The following is a 16,582-nucleotide window of genomic DNA, read 5'->3' as shown; positions in this document are numbered from 1 at the left end:
CCGATGACCGACCCGACCCCGAAACGGCGTGGCCCGGTATTGCAGGAAATGGGCGAGGCCGCGCCACGCCCGCCACAGGACGCCGCGACCGATGACGCGGGCGCGCGGGGCCTTGATCCCGGCACCGCAACCAATGGCGCCGTGAATGGCGCCCCGACTGGCACCCCGACGGGCGACCGGCGCGAACGAAAGCCCCCCCGCGCCGAAATGCGCGAAACCGATGCCGGACCCTCGCCTGCCGATGCGCCCGCGATCGAGGAAGGCGGGCTGAGCGCCCTGCCGCAGGCGCGCACCATGCAGATGGTCGCCCGGCTTGTCGGGCGTCAGCCGTCGCGGTTGACGCGCTTTTTCATCAACAGCGGCGTGGCGTTTTTCACCTTTCTTCTATCGGTGGCGGCGCTGCGATATCTGACCGGGCTTTTGAATGCCTATCCGCTGCTGGGCTGGATCGGGATCGCGCTGATGGCGATTTTCTGTCTTGCCGCGCTGGCGATGGCCTGGCGGGAATACCGGGCCTGGTCGCGTTTCGCCGCCATCGACAGCATCAATCGCGATGCGGTCGCGGCGCTGGCCTCGGGCGATCTGCGGGCGGCGCAGGGGGTGACCCATCGGCTGGAGCGGCTTTATCGCGCAAGGCCGGAACAGGAATGGGGTCTCAACCGTCTGCGCGAGCGTCAGGGCGATGCCTATGATCCCCAGACCCTTCTGGCGCTGGCCGAGACCGAGCTTTTGGCCGATCTGGACCAGCAGGCCCGGCGCGAGATCGAGGCCGCCGCCCGCACCGTCGCGGCCGCAACCGCGCTGATCCCGCTGGCGCTGGCCGATGTCGTGGCGGCGCTGGCCGCGAATTTGCGCATGATCCGGCGCATGGCCGAGATTTATGGCGGGCGTGCGGGCGCGGTCGGCGGCTGGCGGCTGGCGCGCACGGTGATGACGCATCTGATCGCCACGGGCGCGGTCGCGGCGGGCGACGATCTGATCCATACCGTGGCGGGGGGCGGGCTTTTGGCCAAGGTGTCCAAGCGGTTCGGCGAGGGGGTCGTCAACGGCGCGCTTACCGCCCGCGTCGGCATCGCCGCGATGGAGGTCTGTCGGCCGCTGCCCTTTATCCATCAGCCCCGGCCCCGGGTCGGCAATCTGATCGCGCGGGGTTTGAAGGGGCTTTTCGGCGAAGACGAGGCAAAGTGATCGCCCGGCCGCGCGGTCGCATGGATATTTGAACATGGAAGATCGCAAAGCCCGTTCTGTCGCGGCGATGTCTCGCGTATGGATGGGCCATGATGTCGCGCCGCCTTGCCCTGTTTCTGATGGTTCTTGTGCTGGTCCTGGGGATCGGGGCCGGGGCGCGCGACCGGTTTGACGATTGGGTGGCGGCGACGCCGCTGCCGCATCTGGATGTGCCGGTGGGCGCCGAAGTCGTGGCGCGGGACGGCACCTTGTTGCGGGCGTTTCAGGTCGCGGACGGGCGCTGGCGGCTGGATGCCGGGCCGGTCGATCCGCTGTTTCTGGATATGCTGACGCTGTGGGAGGACAAGCGTTTCCGGCGTCATGCCGGGGTCGATACCCGCGCCATGCTGCGCGCGGGCGGTCAGGCGCTGCGCCATGGGCGTGTGGTGTCGGGGGGATCGACGCTGACCATGCAGGTGGCGCGGCTTCTGGAAGAGGGCACGACCGGCGAATGGGGTGGCAAGCTGCGGCAGATGCGGCTGGCCCTTGCGCTTGAGCGGCGGCTGGACAAGGCGCAGATCATGGCGCTGTATCTGCGCCTTGCGCCCTATGGCGCCAATGTCGAGGGGGTGCGCGCCGCCAGCCTGCAATGGTTCGGCAAGGAGCCGCGCCGCCTGACCCCGGCCGAGGCGGCGCTGTTGGTCGCGCTGCCGCAAGCGCCCGAGCGCCGGCGACCCGACCGCTTTCCCGATGCCGCCCGCGCCGCGCGCGACCGGGTCTTGGCGCGCGCCGTCGCGGCCGGGCTGTTGTCGCAGGCCGATGCCAGCGCCGCCATGACCGAGCCGGTGCCGCGCATGCGCCGCACCTTTCCGGCGCTTGCGCCGCTTTTGGCGGCGCGGCTGGTGCGCGAACATCCCGGGGCCACCCGGATCGAGACGACGCTGGACGCGCGCCTGCAACGGCGGGCCGAACAGCTTGCCTCGCGGGCGGTCCGGGGTGCGGGGCGGCGGCTTTCGGCGGCGATCGTGCTGGCCGATCATCAGAGCGGCGAAATTCTGGCCGAGGTCGGGGCGGCGGACTGGACCGATGGCGCCTCGGCGGGTTTCGTGGACATGACGCGGGCCTGGCGCAGCCCCGGCTCGACGCTGAAGCCCTTTGTCTATGGGCTGGCCTTTGACGACGGGCTGGCGCATCCCGAAACCCTGATCGAGGATCGGCCGACCGCCTTTGGCCTGTGGCAGCCCCAGAATTTCGACCATCAGTTTCGCGGCACGGTCAGCCTGCGCAATGCGCTGATCTGGTCGCTGAACATTCCGGTGGTGAAGCTCGCCGATACTGTCGGCCCGAACCGCATCGCCCAGGTCCTGCGGCGGGGCGGGGTCGAGCTGCGTCTGCCCGGGGATGTGCCGGGGTTGGCGATCACGCTGGGCGGGGCCGGCACCACGCTTGAGGGGCTGGCCGAGGGCTATGCCGCATTGGCCCGGGGGGGGCGTGGCATCGCGCTGTCGCCATTGCCGGGCGGGGCGGCACCACGTCCGGCCGCCATGCTGGGCGCCGTCGCGGCCTGGCAGGTGGGCGACATCCTGGCCCGGAACCCGGCGCCGCAAGGCGCGCGACAGCGGGTGCTGGCCTATAAGACCGGGACCTCATATGGGCATCGCGACGCGCTGGCCGTGGGCTATGACGGCGCGCATGTCGCCGCCGTCTGGCTGGGCCGGCCGGATGGCACGCCGGTGCCGGGCGCCTTTGGCGGCGATCTGGCCGCGCCGGTCTTGTTCGACCTCTTTGACGCGCTGCCGGCGGTGCCCTTGCCGCCGCCGCCGCCACAGACGCTGACCCTGCCCAACAGCGCGCTGCCGCTGCCGCTGCGCCGCTTTGCCCCGGCGGGCGCGGTCAGCGCCGCCGCGATCAGCCCGGCAAGCCCCGACGCGCTGCGCATGACCTTTCCGCCCGATGGGGCCGAATTGCGCATGACGGGCCCCTTGACGGTCAAGGCGCGCGGCGGGCGTGGACCATGGACATTCCTGTTGAACGGGGCGCCCGTCGCGATTGCGCAAAAACAGCCGATTGCAACCATGAATGATGTTGGATTAGGATTTAATCAACTTATGGTTGTTGACGCCGAAGGTGCCTCGGCAATTGCGACAATACGGTTGCAGTAGAATTTATTCGCAGGCACAAGGTCCGCTTGATCTTTTCTTAACCTGTAAATGCGACATATTCGTCTCATGCTGCGCATCGACGACCATATCGAGATCCAGGAATGGGAGCTTTCCGAACAATTCACCCGGTCGCAGGGACCGGGGGGACAGAATGTGAACAAGGTCGAAACCGCCGTTGAATTGCGTTTCGAAGCCGAGCGTTCGCCAAGCCTGCCGGCCCCGGTCAAGACCCGGCTGCGGCGACTGGCGGGGCGGCGCTGGACGCAGGACGGCGCCGTGCTGATCCGGGCCGAGGAAACCCGCAGTCAGGCCCGGAACCGTGAAATCGCCCGCGAAAGGCTGGCCGAACTGATCCGGCAGGCTTTGATCGCACCGCGCAAGCGCATCGCAACCCGCCCGACCCTGGGCAGCCAACGCCGCCGTCTTGCCGCCAAGACCCAGCGCGGCACCGTGAAATCCATGCGCGGACGCATCCGCGACGCCGAGGGACCAGAGTGATCGTCGAATTCCGCAACAAGTTGGGGCGCATCATCGGCAAACGGCCTGCCGAAATGCAGGTGGCCGCCTTGTGCCTGGATGACGCGACCGGCAATGTGCTTTTGATCACCAGCCGGGGCACCGGGCGCTGGATCGTGCCCAAGGGCTGGCCCATGCCCGGCCGCACCCTGGCCGAGGCCGCCATGCAAGAGGCATGGGAGGAAGCCGGCGTCAAAGGCCGCATCGTTCAGGCCGAGATCGGCCGCTATCACTATGACAAGGAACAGGAACGCGGCTTTGCCGTGCCGATCGAGGTCCGCGTCTTTCCGCTTTATGTCGACGATCTGGACGACCGCTTTCCCGAGCGGGGCGAGCGCAAGCGACGCTGGTTCCCCCCGCATGAGGCCGCGCAGCTTGTCGCAGAAGCCGGGCTGAAACGGATCCTGCAAGGCCTGCCCGGGGCAGAGGGGCGGTAAATCTGACCATGGGCCGCGGGACGCGTGAATTCCACACGCTGGACAAGGATCTGCAACGCGTCACGAATACCGAACGCGCGATCATGCATTCGGCGCGCCCGGTCTTTCGGCTGGGGATCGCGCTGATCTTTGTGGCGGCAGCGACGTTGGCTGCGACCGAATTCTTTGCCGGCCAGCCCTCGGCCAGCATCATCGCGGCCGGGGTGGCGGTCGCGGCCTATCTGGCGCTGTCGATCGGGGCCAATGACGTCTCGAACTCGCTCGGTCCGGCGGTGGGGGCGGGGGCGATCGGCATGACCACCGGTCTGGTACTGGTCGCGGTGATGGAGGTCGCCGGCGCCGTCATCGCCGGCAGCGCCATCACCACCACCCTGACCGAGGGGTTGGTGGGCAATGCGCTGGGTCAGGGCGCGGCGACCGCGTGGATGATGTTGGCGGCGCTTTTGGCGGCGGGGATCTGGATCAGCCTTGCGACCTGGGTCAACGCGCCGGTCAGCACGACCCATTCCGTGGTCGGCGCGATTGCCGGGGCGGGGCTTGCCACCTTTGGCATGCAGGCGGTCAACTGGCCGGCGATGGGCATGATCGCTTTGGGCTGGGTCGCATCGCCGGTGATCGCCGGGCTGATCGCGGCGGGATTGCTGGCCGCGCTGCGCAACCGGGTCATGGACCGGCCCGACCGGGTCGCCGCGGGCCGGCTTTGGCTGCCGGTCATGGTCGCGCTGAGCACGGGGCTTTTGGGTGCGGTCGGCGCGCTGGCCTGGCACGGGCTTGAGGCGATCACGATCCTTGGCATCGGCTTGGTCGCGGGTGCGCTTGGCTGGCTTTACGCGCATATCCGCATCGACCGCCTGATCCGCATGGAACATGGCGAAGGCTTGGCGATGAAGCGGTTGCTTGGCCTGCCGCTGGCGGCGACGGCGCTGGTGCTGGGCTTTGCCCATGGCGCCAATGACACCGCCAATATCGCGGCCCCCTTGACCATCATCCTCAACAGCACTGCTGAGGGTACGGGCGGCGGGGTGCCGCATGCGCGGCTGGTGCTGCTTTTGGCGGGGCTCGGGATCGCGCTGGGGATCGTGCTCTTCGGGCGCAGGCTGGTGCAGATGGTCGGCAGCCGCATCACCCGGCTGAATCCGGGGCGGGCGCTGTGCATATCCCTGGCGACCGCGATCACGGTTCTTGGGTTTTCATCGCTGGGCCTGCCGGTATCGACCACGCATATCGCGGTGGGTGGTGTCTTTGGCGTCGGCTTTTATCGCGAATGGCGCGACCGTCGGCTGGCGAAAAGCCGCGACCCGCTACCGGTCGAGGAACGCCGCCGCCGCCATCTAGTACGCCGTTCGCATGTGCGCACCATTCTCGGCGCATGGCTGGTGACGGTGCCGGCGGCCGCGTCGCTGGCCGCGCTTTTGGTGTGGTTGTCGCGGCTCTGACCCGGATGCGCGTCCGCTCCGGACAGGGAACCGGATCCGCACCATCCCCCGATCAGTTGCCGGACCCGGTTCGGGTGCCGCATCGCCCCCCTGCTCAGGCGCGGCGCTGGCTGGCCTCGCCCATGGCGCGGGTCTGATCAAGGGTGGCGCCGGTGCTTAGCGCCTGTGGGTCAAGCACCAGTTCCAGCAAACTAAGCCCGCCGAAATCGCGGGCGCGGGCAAAGGCCGCGGCGAAATCCTCTTGCCGGGTCACGGTTTCGCCATGGCCGCCATAGGCGCGCGCCAGCCCGGCGAAATCGGGATTGGCCAGATCGGTTCCCGAGACGCGACCGGGATAGCTGCGTTCCTGATGCATGCGGATGGTGCCATAGCGGCCATTATTGGCGACCAGCACGATCACCGCCGCACCATGCTGGGCGGCGGTCGAAAGCTCGTTCACGGTCATCTGCAAACAACCGTCCCCGGCAAGGCAAACCACCACCCGCCCCGGATATTCCAGCTTGGCCGCAATGGCCGCCGGCAGGCCGTAACCCATCGACCCCGAGGTCGGCGCAAGCTGCGTGCCCCAGCGCCGAAAGCGGTAATAGCGATGCAGAAAGGCCGCGTAATTGCCCGCGCCATTGGTGATGATCGCATCCTCGGGCAGGTTGTCCGCAAGCCATGTGACCACCTCTTCCATCCGCAGCGCGCCCGGCGTGGGTCGCGGCATCTGCCAATCCAGATAGGCGGCGCGCAGGCCGGCGGTCCAATCGTCCCAGCGGCGCGGCGCGGGCGCGTCGGCCAATCGCCGCGTGACCTCGCGCGGGTCGGCGACAAGACCGGGATCGGGGCGCCACAGGTGGCCCAGCTCATCGGGATCGGGATGGACATGGATCACCCGCGCATGCGGCCGGGTCGGATCCATCAATTCATAGCCCCGGGTCAGGGTGTCGCCCAGCCGCGAGCCCAGCGACAGGATGCAATCCGCCCGTTCCAGCGCCTGTCCCAGCGCGGGGTTCATGCCGACGCCCAGATCGCCGACATAGTTCGGATGGGCGTTGTCCATATGCCCCTGACGGCGAAAGGGCACGGCGACCGGCAGACCCCAGCTTTCGGCGAACCGCGCCAGATCGGCGGCCGCCGCCTGCGACCAAAGCGTGCCGCCCGGCACCACCAGCGGCCGTTCCGCCCCGGCCAGCGCATCGGCAATCGCCGCGACCGAGGCCGGCGCGACATCCGAAAGCGGCGCGGCCCATGGGCGCTGGTCGCGAATCTCGGCATGGGCGGAAAGCATATCCTCGGGCAGGGAAAGCACCACCGGACCCGGGCGCCCCGACATGGCCAGATGAAAGGCGCGCGACAGATATTCGGGGATCCGCTCGGTCTGATCGATCTGGGCCACCCATTTCGCAAGCGGGCCGAACATGGCGCGGTAATCCACCTCCTGGAAGGCGTCGCGGTCGCGGTCGGCGCGGGCGATCTGGCCCACGAACAGGATCATCGGCGTCGAATCCTGACGCGCGACATGCACGCCGGCGCTGGCATTGGTCGCGCCCGGCCCACGGGTGACAAAGGCAATGCCCGGCCGCCCGGTCAGCTTGCCATGCGCCTCGGCCATCATGGCGGCGCCGCCCTCGTGCCGGCAGACGACATTCTGGATGCCGGACGTATATAGCCCGTCCAACACCGCCAGAAAGCTTTCGCCGGGCACGGAAAACACCCGCCCGACCCCGTTCGCCACCAGCGCGTCGACCAGAATCCGCCCACCATGCCGCATATCATCCCCCCGTTACGTCGCCTCTTGCGTCCCTTGCAGACAGGGGTAGCCTGCCCGGACCGGCCAAGGCAACGCCTGCCGCAAAAGGGGGGAAACTGGGAATGCCATCCGTTCTGTTCGTCTGCCTTGGCAATATCTGCCGCTCACCGCTGGCCGAGGGCGCGCTGCGGGCCGAGGCCATGCGGGCCGGGTTGGCGCTGGATGTCGATTCCGCCGGCACCGGCGCGTGGCATTCGGGCGAGCCCCCCGATCCGCGTGCACAGGCGGTGGCCGCCCGGCATGGCATCGACATCTCTGGCCAGCGCGCGCGCCAGATCCGGCCCGAGGATTTTCAACGCTTCGACCATATCATCGCCATGGATCACCAGAACCTGAGCAATCTCAGAAAGGTCGCGCCCGCCGATGCCCGCGCGCGGCTGTCGTTGTTGCTGGATCACGTTCCCGGGCATGAGGGACAGGCCGTCGCCGACCCCTATTTCGGCAATGACACCGGCTTTGACGCGACCTGGAACGATGTCCGGGCGGGCGCGCGCAACCTTGTGGCCGCGCTGGCGCGGGTGGAATAGCCCCCCGATCAGTGCGGCATGCCCGGGTGCGGCAGGGTCTAATGCGGCGGCCTGCTGCGCAGCGCGCGGACGGTTTCGATCAACAGCGCCGTCAGCACGCCGATATTCAGCATCCCGTTCACCGCCGCCATACCGCCCATGATGCGCATCGACTGGGGCAACAGCACATCGCCATAGCCCAGCGTGGTAAAGGTGACCAAGGTGAAATAGACCGCCTCTTCCATCGTGGCAAAGGCGTTCAGGTGATAGAATGTCACCGCCCAAAGCCAGACGCCGCCCGAAATCGTCGCCAGCGACCAAAGCGACATGCACATCACCGCCAGAACCAGCTTGATCCGGCGTGGCTCGCGCCGAAACCACGGCGCATGCCGTTCGGCGGCCAGCTCAAGCAGCCAGACGGTGATCCCCGCCAGCACGATCGTCCCGGTCATCAAGACCGAGCCAAGCGCGATCTGGTACAACATCGGCATCGCCCCGGCCCCCTTTTGACCCCGCACCCCTTGCGATGGCGATCCTAGCGGCCCCGGCGCGGCCGGACAATTGCTTGCATGGGGGCCAGTCGTCGCACCCGTCTTCGCGACCCTTTCATCGGGAGTCTCTGCTTTCAGAACAGAAAGCTGACATGAACCGATTTCTGATTGCTCTGACCCTTATGCCGGGACCGTGGTTCTGCCCCACCCGCACCGTGCTGCGCCGTTTCAACCGCGCTTGGCCGCGCCGCCCGCCGGGCCGGCCATCACGCGTTGATGCGCATAATCTTTACTTCACGCATCCGCGCACTTATCTCGGGGCCATCATGGCCACGAAATCCGACCCCAATTACAAAGTCATTGCCGAAAACCGCCGGGCGCGGTTCGATTACTTCATCGAGAGCGATCTTGAGGTGGGCATCGTGCTGACCGGGTCCGAGGTCAAAGCGCTGCGCACCGGCCAGGCGAACATCGCCGAAAGCTATGCCTCGATCGAGGGGGGCGAGTTGTGGCTGATCAACGGCTATATCTCGTCCTATAAACAGGCGGCGCTGTTCGGGCACGAGGAACGGCGGCGGCGCAAGCTTTTGGTGTCGCGCAAGGAACTGGCGCGGTTCTGGCAGGCCATCGGCCGGCAGGGGATGACGCTGGTGCCTTTGGTGATGTATTTCAACCATCGCGGCATGGTGAAGCTGAAGATCGGGCTGGCCAAGGGCAAGAAGGCCGCCGACAAGCGCGAAACCAGCGCCAAGCGCGACTGGAACCGCCAGAAACAGCGGCTGTTGAAACAGGGCGGCTGATCCCCGCCCGCGCGCCCCTGGCTTGGCCGCATTTCCGGGCCGGGCGCGCCCGCGACATGCACCCGGCCATTGCAGCCCCGTGACAGCGCGGTTACATCGGGGCAACTCAGCAGGGCAAAGCGATGACCGACAATCCCGGGATTTTGGTGTCAACCGACTGGCTGGCCGCGCATCTGGCCGACCCGGATCTGCGCGTGATCGACGCAACCTGGTTTCTGGGCGGCGACCGCGATGCCCATGCGGAATACCGCGCGGCCCATATCCCCGGCGCCCGTTTCTGGGATCTGGATGCGATCGTCGACACCCGCAGCGCGCTGCCGCATATGGCCGCCCCGACCGAGCTGTTCGTCAGCCGGGTCCGCGCCATGGGCATCGGCGACGGCCACCAGATCGTGGTCTATGACAATTCGCCCGTGCATTCTGCCGCGCGGGTGTGGTGGAATTTCCGCCTGATGGGCCATGACAGCGTCGCCGTTCTGGACGGCGGCCTTGGCAAATGGCGGGCCGAGGGGCGCCCGCTCGACAATGCCCCGCCCCAGATCCGCGACCGCCATTTCAGCGTCCGGCGCCGGCCCGAACTGGTGCGCGACGTCACCCAGATCGCCGCCGCAAGCAAGCTTGGCGATCATGAAATCGTCGATGCCCGCGCCGCCGAACGCTTTCGCGGCGAGGTCGCCGAGCCGCGTCCCGGCCTGCGTTCGGGTCACATCCCGGGCTCGAAAAACCTGCCCTTTGGCCTGCTTTATGCCGCCGATGGCACGCTCAAACCCGTGGACGAGCTGCGCGCCGCCTTTGAGGCCGCCGGCGTCGACCTGTCCCGACCGGTCATCACCACCTGCGGGTCGGGGGTGACGGCGGCATCGCTGTTTCTTGCGCTTGAGTGCATCGGACAGCACGACCATTCGCTTTACGACGGAAGCTGGGCCGAATGGGGCAGCTTCCCTGACCTTAAAATCGCAACCGGAGACGCGTGATGCTGGGCAATCTGAAACCGCAGGCCCCCGACAAGATCCTGGCCCTGATGGGCGAGTTCAAGGCCGATCCCCGCCAGGGCAAGATCGACCTTGGCGTGGGTGTCTACAAGGATGCCGATGGCCACACGCCGATCATGCGCGCCGTGCTTGAGGCCGAGCGCCGGATGCTGGACAGCGAAACGACCAAGACCTATTCGGCGCTTTCGGGTGAGCCGGACTTTCTGAAAGCCATGGGCGAGCTGGTTCTGGGCGCAGGCTACAAGCCCGAGCTGACCGCCGGGCTGGCCACGGTCGGCGGCACCGGGGCGATCCGGCAGGCGCTGGAACTGGCGCGCATGGCCAATCCCGACCTGCGGATATTTGTCAGCGATCCGACCTGGCCAAACCACGTCTCGATCATGAATTTCATGGGCCTGCCGGTAGAGACCTATCGCTATTTCGACAACGCGACCCGCGGCGTCGATTTCGAGGGCATGAAGACCGATATCGCCCGCGCGAAAAAGGGCGATGTGGTGTTGCTGCATGGCTGCTGTCACAACCCGACCGGCGCCAACCTGACCATCGAAGAATGGGCCGAGGTCGCGGATATTCTGGAAAAAACCGGGGCGCTGCCGCTGATCGATCTGGCCTATCAGGGTTTTGGCGACGGGCTTGAGGCCGATGCCGCCGGCACCCGTCTGATCGCAAGCCGCATCCCCGAGGTGCTGATCGCCGCATCGTGCAGCAAGAATTTCGGCATCTATCGCGAACGCACCGGTTGCCTTTTGGCGCAATGCAAGGATGCGGCGACGCGCGATCTGACGCAGGGGGCGATGGCCTTTCTGAACCGCCAGACCTATTCCTTTCCGCCCTTTCACGGCGCCAAGATCGTGGCCACCGTGCTGAATTCGCCCGATCTGCGCGCCGACTGGATGGCCGAGCTGGAAGAGGTGCGCGGCGGCATGCTGCGCCTGCGCGAACAGCTGGCGTCGGAATTGCGCGCGCTGTCGGGGTCGGACCGTTTCGATTTTATCGCCTCGCATCGCGGCATGTTCTCGCGTCTGGGCGCGCCGGCCGACAAGGTTCAGCGCCTCAAGGAGGAATTCGCGATCTACATGGTGGGCGATTCGCGGCTGAACATCGCGGGGCTGAACGATTCGACCGTGCCGATCCTGGCCCGCGCCATCGTCGAGGCCGGCATCTGAACCCGCCCTGAGCGATCACGCAAAAGGCCCGGCTATACCGCCGGGCCTTTTCGCATTCAGCCGTTCCGGGCCAGCTTTTGATTGATATAGCTGCGCAATTCCTCGATCTCGGCATGGGTTTCGCGCAGCTCGTCGCGGGCGGCATGCAGATCCGAGGCGGTCTGCGAGAGCCGCGCGATCAACGCGGCCTCGCGTTCCTCAAGCTGGGTGATGGCGCTGTCGCGGGCCTCTTCGGCGTCATGCAGCTGTTGGGCCATATGTTCCAACTCGCCCATCTCGGCACGGGTGACGCGGGTCAGGCGATGGATCAGCCAACAGGCGAACCAGCCCAGCACAAAGGCCACGAACAGGATGACAGCGGTGGCAATGATGAATTCGGTACGGTTCATGCGCGACAGGTTTCAGAGCAAGGGGCTATGGGTCAAGGCCGAAATGCCGTGCCGTACCGGGATGCGGATCATGGCGCGTCCCCGGATGCGTTTTCGGACGCGTTTCCGGCGGCATCCCCGGCTGTGGGCCGGGGCGGCGGGCGCAATTCGCCGGCCACATCGGGCGGCGACATCGGCGTGATGGCGGGAATGATCGCCCCGGGCAGGTCGGGCACGATCCCGACCCCGGTTTGCGCGGGTCGCGTCCCGGCGCGCGCCGCCGCGCCCTCGGGCGTCGTCGGATCGGCCAGCGCCCGCAGCACCGGATCCCGACCGATGGCGCCAAGAGCCGGGCGCGTGGCGGCGGCGATGGCGGCCAGATTGGCCCCCTCGGTCCCCGAGGCCTGGGCCTCGATCAGGTCGCCGACCGCCGGCATCAAGGCCCCTGTGGCGGCGCCCGTCGCGACGGCCTGCACCTTTCCGGCCAGAATCTCGGGCGAATCGGTCACACCCTTGACCAGCTCGGCCGGGCGCGGCACCTCGGCCATCACCGGATCATCGGCCAGCAGGGTGAATTCGATGCGCCGGTTCGCCTCGCGCCCCGCATCGGTATCGTTGTCGGAAACCGGCTGGCTTTCGCCATAGCCTTTGGCGGTCAGATAGCGGGTGTCGATGCCGGCCGCGGTCATCGCCTCGACCACGGCCTGCGCACGGCGGCGCGACAGTTCGGCGTTAAAAGCCTCGGAGCCCTGCGCATCGGTATGGCCGCCGGCCTCGATGCGGAAATCGGCGCAATTCTTCATCGTTTCGGCCAGCCGCGCCAGCGTCGGCCCGGGATCGCCCGCGATGACGGATTTGTTCGGCTCGAACCCGATTTCGGATTCGCGCATCGTGGCGTTCAGCTGATCCACGCATTCCACCCCCGAGGGCAGCCCCAACAGCGGATCCAGCCGCCGGTCATAACGGATCGCCAGCTCATAGCGCGCACCCGGCCCCAATTGCTGTGACAGCCGCGCCGCCGTGGTGTCCGATGCGGTCTGATTGCCCGACACGCCGGTGATCTTGATCAGCGCGGGCGTCACCGTGACCATGCCACGGCTCAGCCCCTGCATGGCCTCAAGCCCGGCGATCGCGCGCAGGGTCCAGCCCTCGGGCGCCTTGTCGTCGATGCGCAACGAACTGTCGACCTCGCCAAAGCGGGACCGGGCCAGGCTTTCGACGACGCCGCGCATGCGCTCATCGGCAATGCGACCGCGCAGGGACACGCCGCCGCCATCGACCACGGCGGAAAACTCGACCGGGCCGGCATCGCGGTCGCGCGCGCTTTCATGTTCGGCCGTCAGCTTGAAGACCGGAGGCAGCGCCCCTTCAAGCCGGCCGACCACCTCGTCGAACCGCGCGGCCTCGACCTCGGCCGGGGCGAACAGCGCGATATCGGTATCGGAAAGCGTGACCGAACCCACGCCCAGCGTTTCGATGGCGGCAATGCCCGCAACCGCCGCATCCGCCCATTTCGGCGAGGGCACGCCAAGGCCCAGCTGGCATTGCGCCGCATCGGACACGCCGGCGTCGCGGCCCTTGGCCAGAATGCGGGCGCGGGCGGCATCGGTATCGGCGGCGCAGGCGTCGAACCTCGCGCCGGCCACATCCTTGACAAAGCGCAGCGTAAAGGGCGCGATCAGCGGCCGTGGCGCGGTCACATCGGCCATAAGCTCAACCCCCTTGGGCCGGGCGCGGTTCAGCGCCGTCTCAAGGCTGAGTTTTTCGGCGGGACTGTCGGTGATGGCGCGGACCGTCACCTCGCCCGCGCGGACCGAGATCTTGGCATGGGGCGCCAGCTGTGCGGCGCGCAGGCCCAGCGCAAAGGCGTCCTGCCAGCCCTTGGGCACCGGGTAATCGGCGGTTTCCAGCAGGTCGGACACGCTGCTGCCGCCGGTCTGGCGCTTGAGCGCATCGACCATGGCCTTGCGGTCCAGATCGGCGGGGACCAGCCCGATGATCGAGATCCCGTCATCGTTGCGCAGCAGCTCGACCTCGAAATCCGGGGGCTGCTGGGTCTGTTGGGCGGTGATCTGAATGTCGTCGACGATGCGGGCGGCATCGACGACCGCCTCGGCCTGGGCAAGGACGCGATAGCGCTGCACCTCGTCGGGGGCGGTCCCGTTCAGATGCACCCGCAGCCCGTCGGTGCGCACCCTCACCCAGTCATAGGGCGCCAGCGCCGTGCCCAGCTTGCGCGAGGCACTGTCTTCCAGAAAATCGGCCGCCGCCCGCGCGCCCAGAAAGGACAGCCCGCCCGCGGCAAGAATGGCGATCAGGCTGACGGCAAGGATCTTTCCGCGACGCGCCGGGCGGGCTGCGGAACGTTGGGGATTGGCCATCCGGGGGACCTTCGGGCTGTTTCCGACCCGCACGGTGTAATCCGCGCGGCGGGAATTCGCAATTACACGATCCCGGCAACAGCAAGAAACAGCGCGACAATCAGCCCCGCATCGCGATTGGCGCGAAACAGCCGCAGGCAGCCGGCGCCGTCATGCATGTCGAATCGACCGAGCTGCCAAAGCAGATGCCCGGCAAACCCCGCCACCCCCAAAAGCGCGATCAGCGCCTGCGACCAGCTTGGCCCCGTCGCCAGAACCGCCAGCGTCAGGAACAGGACCGAGGCCGCGCCAAAGACCGCAAGCCAGCGCGGCGTATCGGTGCCAAACAGCCGCGCGGTGGATTTGACCCCGATCAGGGCGTCGTCCTCGGCATCCTGATGGGCATAGATGGTGTCGTAAAAGATCGTCCAGGCGATCCCCGCCAGATAGGCCAGCACCGGCGCGGGCGCCAGATTGCCGGTATGCGCCGCCCAGGCCAGCAGCACCCCCCAGTTGAAGGCAAGGCCCAGAAACACCTGCGGCCACCAGGTGAACCGCTTGGCGAAGGGATAGATCGCAACCAGCGCCAGCGAGGCGATGCCCAAAAGGATCGCCGCGCCCCCCAGCGTCAACAGGATGACGAAACCGGCCAGCGCCTGCGCCGCCAGCCAGACCAGCGCCCCGGTCACCGTCACCTGCCCCGACGGGATCGGCCGCGACCGCGTCCGCGCCACCTTGTCGTCGATATCGCGGTCGGTGATGTCGTTCCATGTGCAGCCCGCGCCGCGCATCAGAACCGCCCCCGCGCCACAGGCGACCGCGATCCAAAGATCGTGCCATTGCGGATGATCGGCAATCATCGCCAGCCCGATCCCCCACCAGCAGGGCAAAAGCAAAAGCCAGGTGCCGATCGGCCGGTCGGCGCGCGACAGCCGCAGCCATGGCCGCCAGTCGGGCGGCGCGTAACGGTCGACCCAGTTGTCTGGGGGCGCGTCGGCGACGGTGCTCTGGCCCTCTGGCGTCTGGTGGTCGGTCTGCATTAGGCTGCGCCCCATCATGGCGAAAATCAGACTTTACATAGATCACCCGCTGGCCGAGGGACAAGGCATCGCGCTGAATCCCGATCAGGCGCATTACCTGAATTCGGTGATGCGTCAGGGGCCGGGCGACGAAATCCTTGTCTTCAATGGCCGGGACGGCGAGTGGCGGGCGCGGATCGAGCGGCTGGCCAAGCGGGGCGGCGATCTTTTGGCCCTTGACCGGACCGCGCCGCAGCTGGATCCGCCGGACCTGTGGCTGATCTTTGCCCCGATCAAGAAGGCGCGCACCGATTTCATCGTCGAAAAGGCCGCCGAGATGGGCGCGGCCCGCATCCTGCCGGTGCAGACCGACCACACCAATTCCGAACGCATCCGCCAGGACCGCCTGCAAGCCCATGCCGTCGAGGCGGCCGAGCAATGCGGCGGCACCTTTGTCCCCGAGGTCGTCGATCTGGCGGTGCTCGCGCGCCTGCTGGATGGCTGGGATCCGGCGCGGCGGATTCTTTGGGCGGATGAGGCGCTGGCCGGGCCGGCGCAGCTGTTGGCGGGTCTGCCGCGCGGCCCCTGGGCGATTCTGATCGGCCCCGAAGGCGGCTGGTCCGAATCAGAGCGGCGCCGGCTTCGGGCCATGGAATGCGTCACGCCGATCGCTTTGGGGCCGCGAATCCTGCGCGCGGACACGGCTGCCGTGGCGTCACTTGCGCTGTGGCAGGCCGCGATTGGCGACTGGTGTTGAACAATCCGCCGATGATGGTGCAATCTTTTTCCAGAAACCCCCACCCGCGCGGGAGAAAATTGCGCCGCAGTGCAGAAATTCGTTGATTTCTGCAAAAAGTAAATAAAAACCGTGCCTTATGCAGGCGCTGCATAGCGGGAATGCCGGGATATGCGTGGTTTTTGCGCATTGCCTGCTTTATATCCACAGCATCAACGCAGCGCCCGACGAGCGGGCAGAACATTTAAGGTGATAACATGTCGGCGATTGACACGAACCGCGTCCATGGCGGTGCGGGCTCTATCGGTATTGGTTCGAAAATCTGGGCGGCGCTGACCGCTTGGAACGATGCGCGCGTGACGAAAAACGCGCTGAACCGCCTGACCGACCGCGAGCTGGACGATATCGGTCTGAACCGCGGCGATATCGAACGGATCGCATACCTCCGCTGATCAAGGCGGTTTCTGCGCAAGGCTTGACCCCCGGTCGCCCGGCGCAGTCACAAGACCCGCAAGCCGGGTCCGATATTCAGGCGGCCCAAGGGGCCGCCTTTCGTATTTCGGGACGTTCGTTTTCCGGGACTTTCGCATTCCGGCATCGACGACTTGGCGCGCACCCCTTTGCGACAGGT

Annotated in this window: 16 protein-coding genes; 11 read left to right on the top strand and 5 right to left on the bottom strand. The window is 67.3% G+C overall.

The genetic code is table 11. From position 1 onward, the window contains the following. The first annotated feature begins 3 nt into the window (after positions 1–3). The 5 genes from ACFOMH_RS02605 (at position 4) to ACFOMH_RS02585 (ending at position 5,718) form a co-directional block, all read left to right on the top strand. A complete protein-coding gene (locus ACFOMH_RS02605) occupies positions 4–1,188 on the top strand; it encodes a YcjF family protein (RefSeq protein ID WP_377742434.1) in 1,185 nt (394 codons plus the stop codon). An 89-nt stretch (positions 1,189–1,277) separates the two neighbouring features. Next, positions 1,278–3,329, top strand: a complete 2,052-nt coding sequence (pbpC, locus tag ACFOMH_RS02600) for a penicillin-binding protein 1C (protein ID WP_377742433.1) — start codon at positions 1,278–1,280, stop codon at positions 3,327–3,329. Between the two features lie 66 nt (positions 3,330–3,395). Continuing rightward, a complete protein-coding gene (gene arfB / locus ACFOMH_RS02595) occupies positions 3,396–3,827 on the top strand; it encodes an alternative ribosome rescue aminoacyl-tRNA hydrolase ArfB (RefSeq protein ID WP_377742430.1) in 432 nt (143 codons plus the stop codon). Continuing rightward, entirely contained in the window at positions 3,824–4,282 is a 459-nt protein-coding gene (locus tag ACFOMH_RS02590) for an NUDIX hydrolase (RefSeq protein ID WP_377742428.1), read from the top strand. The genes arfB and ACFOMH_RS02590 overlap by 4 nt, the downstream gene beginning before the upstream one ends. 8 nt (positions 4,283–4,290) lie before the next feature. Continuing rightward, a complete protein-coding gene (locus tag ACFOMH_RS02585; RefSeq protein ID WP_377742427.1) occupies positions 4,291–5,718 on the top strand; it encodes an inorganic phosphate transporter in 1,428 nt (475 codons plus the stop codon). Positions 5,719–5,812: 94 nt separating this feature from the next. Here the strand turns inward: ACFOMH_RS02585 and ACFOMH_RS02580 are convergent, their stop codons facing one another. After that, the gene (locus ACFOMH_RS02580) at positions 5,813–7,474 is read right to left on the bottom strand and encodes a thiamine pyrophosphate-binding protein (RefSeq protein ID WP_377742426.1); all 1,662 of its coding nucleotides are present in this window, start codon (positions 7,472–7,474) and stop codon (positions 5,813–5,815) included. A gap of 101 nt (positions 7,475–7,575) precedes the next feature. Here ACFOMH_RS02580 and ACFOMH_RS02575 point away from each other — a divergent pair, with 101 nt between their 5' ends. Continuing rightward, complete coding sequence (locus tag ACFOMH_RS02575; RefSeq protein WP_377742424.1) at positions 7,576–8,040, top strand: low molecular weight protein-tyrosine-phosphatase; 465 nt, start codon at positions 7,576–7,578, stop codon at positions 8,038–8,040. Between the two features lie 38 nt (positions 8,041–8,078). On the opposite strand, the gene ACFOMH_RS02570 is transcribed toward ACFOMH_RS02575, so the two are convergent. Beyond that, positions 8,079–8,510 carry an ion channel gene (locus ACFOMH_RS02570; protein ID WP_374425208.1) on the bottom strand — a complete coding sequence of 144 codons (432 nt, stop codon included), beginning with the start codon at positions 8,508–8,510 and terminating at the stop codon, positions 8,079–8,081. Positions 8,511–8,836: 326 nt separating this feature from the next. Here ACFOMH_RS02570 and smpB point away from each other — a divergent pair, with 326 nt between their 5' ends. From smpB to ACFOMH_RS02555, 3 genes are all read left to right on the top strand, one after another. Continuing rightward, complete coding sequence (gene smpB / locus ACFOMH_RS02565; protein WP_374425207.1) at positions 8,837–9,310, top strand: SsrA-binding protein SmpB; 474 nt, start codon at positions 8,837–8,839, stop codon at positions 9,308–9,310. 122 nt (positions 9,311–9,432) lie between these two features. Next, on the top strand, positions 9,433–10,284 hold the full coding sequence (gene sseA, locus ACFOMH_RS02560) for a 3-mercaptopyruvate sulfurtransferase (RefSeq protein WP_377742422.1): 852 nt from the start codon (positions 9,433–9,435) through the stop codon (positions 10,282–10,284). After that, positions 10,284–11,468 carry an amino acid aminotransferase gene (locus tag ACFOMH_RS02555; protein ID WP_377742421.1) on the top strand — a complete coding sequence of 395 codons (1,185 nt, stop codon included), beginning with the start codon at positions 10,284–10,286 and terminating at the stop codon, positions 11,466–11,468. Before sseA ends, ACFOMH_RS02555 begins: the two co-directional genes overlap by 1 nt. Positions 11,469–11,524: 56 nt before the next feature. On the opposite strand, the gene ACFOMH_RS02550 is transcribed toward ACFOMH_RS02555, so the two are convergent. From ACFOMH_RS02550 to ubiA, 3 genes are all read right to left on the bottom strand, one after another. Continuing rightward, positions 11,525–11,857, bottom strand: coding sequence for a hypothetical protein (locus tag ACFOMH_RS02550; protein ID WP_374425204.1), 333 nt, complete (start codon positions 11,855–11,857; stop codon positions 11,525–11,527). Positions 11,858–11,925: 68 nt separating this feature from the next. Further along, the gene (locus ACFOMH_RS02545; protein ID WP_377742419.1) at positions 11,926–14,217 is read right to left on the bottom strand and encodes an OmpA family protein; all 2,292 of its coding nucleotides are present in this window, start codon (positions 14,215–14,217) and stop codon (positions 11,926–11,928) included. Positions 14,218–14,279: 62 nt separating this feature from the next. Continuing rightward, the gene (ubiA, locus tag ACFOMH_RS02540; protein ID WP_377742417.1) at positions 14,280–15,236 is read right to left on the bottom strand and encodes a 4-hydroxybenzoate octaprenyltransferase; all 957 of its coding nucleotides are present in this window, start codon (positions 15,234–15,236) and stop codon (positions 14,280–14,282) included. A 16-nt stretch (positions 15,237–15,252) separates the two neighbouring features. Here ubiA and ACFOMH_RS02535 point away from each other — a divergent pair, with 16 nt between their 5' ends. Together ACFOMH_RS02535 and ACFOMH_RS02530 are read left to right on the top strand one after the other, a co-directional pair. Then, the gene (locus ACFOMH_RS02535) at positions 15,253–15,972 is read left to right on the top strand and encodes a 16S rRNA (uracil(1498)-N(3))-methyltransferase (protein WP_377742415.1); all 720 of its coding nucleotides are present in this window, start codon (positions 15,253–15,255) and stop codon (positions 15,970–15,972) included. A gap of 236 nt (positions 15,973–16,208) precedes the next feature. Beyond that, positions 16,209–16,403: a DUF1127 domain-containing protein gene (locus ACFOMH_RS02530; RefSeq protein WP_374425200.1), complete on the top strand. Its 195-nt coding sequence runs from the start codon at positions 16,209–16,211 to the stop codon at positions 16,401–16,403. Positions 16,404–16,582 lie beyond the last annotated feature (179 nt).

Source organism: Paracoccus mangrovi (assembly GCF_042648425.1).
GTDB classification, from domain to species: Bacteria; Pseudomonadota; Alphaproteobacteria; order Rhodobacterales; family Rhodobacteraceae; genus Paracoccus; species Paracoccus mangrovi.
The sequence above is the reverse complement of the archived record's forward strand: the minus strand, read 5'-3'. Positions and strand labels throughout refer to the sequence as shown.